At 59.8% G+C, this 2,933-nt stretch carries 3 protein-coding genes; all 3 read left to right on the top strand.

Annotated elements, in window-relative coordinates:
* Positions 1 to 343: TRAP transporter small permease (locus QVE23_RS05495; RefSeq protein WP_502919069.1), on the top strand; the 343-nt coding region annotated here is incomplete at its 5' end.
* Complete coding sequence (locus QVE23_RS05490; RefSeq protein ID WP_021749709.1) at positions 340 to 1,647, top strand: TRAP transporter large permease; 1,308 nt, start codon at positions 340 to 342, stop codon at positions 1,645 to 1,647. The genes QVE23_RS05495 and QVE23_RS05490, both read left to right, overlap by 4 nt.
* Before the next feature lie 78 nt (positions 1,648 to 1,725).
* The gene (locus tag QVE23_RS05485) at positions 1,726 to 2,817 is read left to right on the top strand and encodes a DctP family TRAP transporter solute-binding subunit (RefSeq protein ID WP_287967721.1); all 1,092 of its coding nucleotides are present in this window, start codon (positions 1,726 to 1,728) and stop codon (positions 2,815 to 2,817) included.
* The last annotated feature ends 116 nt before the right edge of the window (positions 2,818 to 2,933 follow it).

Genomic DNA, 2,933 nt, shown 5'->3' with positions numbered 1-2,933 from the left:
CGGCGCCCTCGCCACCCGCGACGGCAGCAGGCTTACGCTGTCCCAGAACTTCGACAATGTGGGCGTCGGGGGTAAAAAGATTCTGACCGTGATTGACACGGTCGTGAACCTGATCTTTTACGCCATCCTGATCTACACCGGCTTTAACAAGGTGTTCGATCAGATCAGCACCGGCAAAGAGACCTTCTCTCTGGGCTGGCCCGAATGGGTGTTTACCATCCTGCTGCCCATCGGCTCCATCTTCCTGGTGCTCCATGCGATCGAGTATCTGGTCGACGTGATGAGCAACAAGGCCGCCTGTGTGAAGCCGGCTGAGACAGAGGGAGGCAAAGAGACTGTATGATTAACTTGATCCTGTTCGGCAGCTTCTTCGTGATGCTGCTGCTGAATATCCCCATTGCCGTCAGCCTGGGTATGTCTTCCATTTTCGCCCTGCTCTTCAGCAGTTCCCCCCTGACGGTCGTCCCTACCAACGTGTACAGCGGCATGGCAAAGTTCCTGCTGCTGGCTATTCCGTTCTTTGTTCTGTCCGGCAACATCATGGCCAAGGCGGGCATCTCCAGCCGTCTGGTGGCGTTTGCTGATGACTGCGTCGGCCATCGGCGCGGCGGCATCGCCATCGTGGCTGTTATCGTGGCCTGCTTCTTCGGCGCCATCTCCGGCTCCGGTCCCGCCACCGTGGCGGCTCTGGGCATTATCCTGATTCCCGCCATGATCAACCGCGGCGGCTTCTCCGCCCCCTTCGCCTCTTCCCTGATGGCCAGCGCCTCCTCCATCGCCATCGTCATTCCGCCCTCCATCGCATTCGTGGTGTACGCCTCCATCACCGGCGTCTCCGTGGGCGATATGTTCATGGGCGGCTGGATTCCCGGCATCATGATGGGCCTGTCCCTGGTGATCATCATCATGATCGAGTGCCGCAAGAAGGGCATCCAGGCATCCAAGGCAAAGTCCTCCTGGGGCCAGCGCTGGAAGTCCTTCCGTGAGGCCTTCTGGGGCTTCCTGATGCCCGTCATCATCATCGGCGGCATCTACGGCGGCGTTTTCACCCCCACCGAGGCGGCTGCCGTCTCCGTGGTATACGGTCTGGTGGTCGGCGTCTTCATCTATCGTGAGGTCAAGATGAAGGATATGATCGATATTCTGGTCGACTCCGGCAAGACCACCGGCGGCATCATGCTGATCATCGGCGCGGCCACCCTGTTCTCCTATGTGTGCACGGTGTTCGGCATTGCGCAGGCGGCCCAGGCTCTGCTGCTGGAGATCTCCGGCAACAAGTACATCTTCCTGCTGATCGTCAACGTGATCTTCCTGATTGCAGGCTGCTTCGTGGACGCCAACTCCGCCATGTACATCTTTATCCCCATCATGTACCCCGTAGCCACCCAGCTGGGCATCGACCCCGTCCACTTCGGCGTGATCGCCACAGTGAACCTGGCTATCGGCCAGGTGACTCCTCCCGTGGGTGTCAACCTGTTCGTCGCCATCGGTGTGTCCGAGAAGCTTCAGGGCCTGCGGGACAAGACCAAGGTCACCATTGTCTCTATGTCCAAGGCTGTGTGGCCCCAGATTGTGGCATGCATTATTGCGCTGCTGCTCATCACCTATGTGCCCTGGTTCTCTACCGTGCTCTTGTTCGGCAAATAAGCATCTCCTGACTTGGCTGTAACCGCGCTTTGCGGTTTCAGATAATACCTGCTACAACTATTTTAAGGAGGCAAAACAATGAAAAAGTTTCTTGCACTGCTCCTGGCGCTCACCATGGCTCTGGCCCTGGTGGCCTGCGGCGGTGGCGATGACGCTGCCAGCGATACCACTGCCGACAGCGGCGATGATGCTGCCGCTTCCACTGGCGAGTTCGAGGAAATGACCTGGAAGTTCGCCTGCTCCGCCACGGAGACCTCTCCCTGGGTGGACGGCGCCAAGGAGTTCGCCCGGATCGTGGGCGAGAAGACCGGCGGTGCCATCACCGTTCAGTACTATCCCGCTGACCAGCTGACCGCCGGCAACCAGACCGACGGCATCCAGGCCCTGATGGACGGTACCACCGAGTTGTCCATGCACTCCAACCTGATCTGGTCCTCCTTCGACCAGCGGTTCAACGTGGTCTCCCTGCCCTTCCTGTTCAACAGCACGGAAGAGGCTGACGCGGCCCTGGACGGCGCCGGCGGCGAGGCTCTGGGCGAGATCCTGGAGAGCACCTACAACGTGCACCTGCTGGGCATTGCGGAGAACGGCTTCCGCCACATCACCAACAGCAAGCACGCCATCGCCAGCAAGGCTGACATGAACGGCCTGAAGATGCGTGTCGCGGGTTCCCAGCTGCTGAACCGCTCCTATGAGCTGTGGGGCGCCGACTACACCAACGCCAACTGGTCCGAGGTGTTCACCGCTCTGCAGACCGGCACCTACGACGGCCAGGAGAACCCCCTGCCCACCGCTGATGCCGCTTCCATCCAGGAGGTCCAGAGCTATCTGACCTATTGGACCGGCGCTTATGACTGCCTGTTCTTCTGCATGAACGCTGAGCTGTACAACTCCCTGTCTCCCGAGCTGCAGGCCATCGTTGACGAGGCCGGCCAGGCTGCCTGCGAGTACGAGCGTGAGCTGAACCGCAGCCAGGATCAGGAGATCATGGACAAGTGGGCCGAGGCTGGCGTTGAGATCACCGAGCTGACTCCCGAGGCTGCTGCTGAGTTCGCTGAGGCTTCTGCCCCCGTGTACGACGAGTTCGCCGACGAGCTGACCCCCGAGCTGATCGAGGCTTTCACCAGCGTCACTCAGGCTGATGCTGGCACCACTGAGCCCGCCGCCTAATTGAAGAGGCAGCCTGCGTTTCCGTATAAACAACGGTTAAGGTTTCGTAAGTTGCGTTAGCTGAGAGGACGTGGCTGCAGGAAACTGTTGCCACGTCTTTTCAGAGAACATAGGTG

Origin of the sequence: Oscillibacter sp. KLE 1728, assembly GCF_934833455.1 — a bacterium.
Classification (GTDB): domain Bacteria; phylum Bacillota; class Clostridia; order Oscillospirales; family Oscillospiraceae; genus Oscillibacter; species Oscillibacter welbionis.
This window is presented reverse-complemented; position numbering and strand designations above follow the sequence as displayed.

Coding starts and splice junctions, on each gene's coding strand:
- QVE23_RS05490 (WP_021749709.1), top strand. CDS start 340: ATGATTAACTTGATCCTGTTCGGCAGCTTCTTCGTGATGCTGCTGCTG.
- QVE23_RS05485 (WP_287967721.1), top strand. CDS start 1,726: ATGAAAAAGTTTCTTGCACTGCTCCTGGCGCTCACCATGGCTCTGGCC.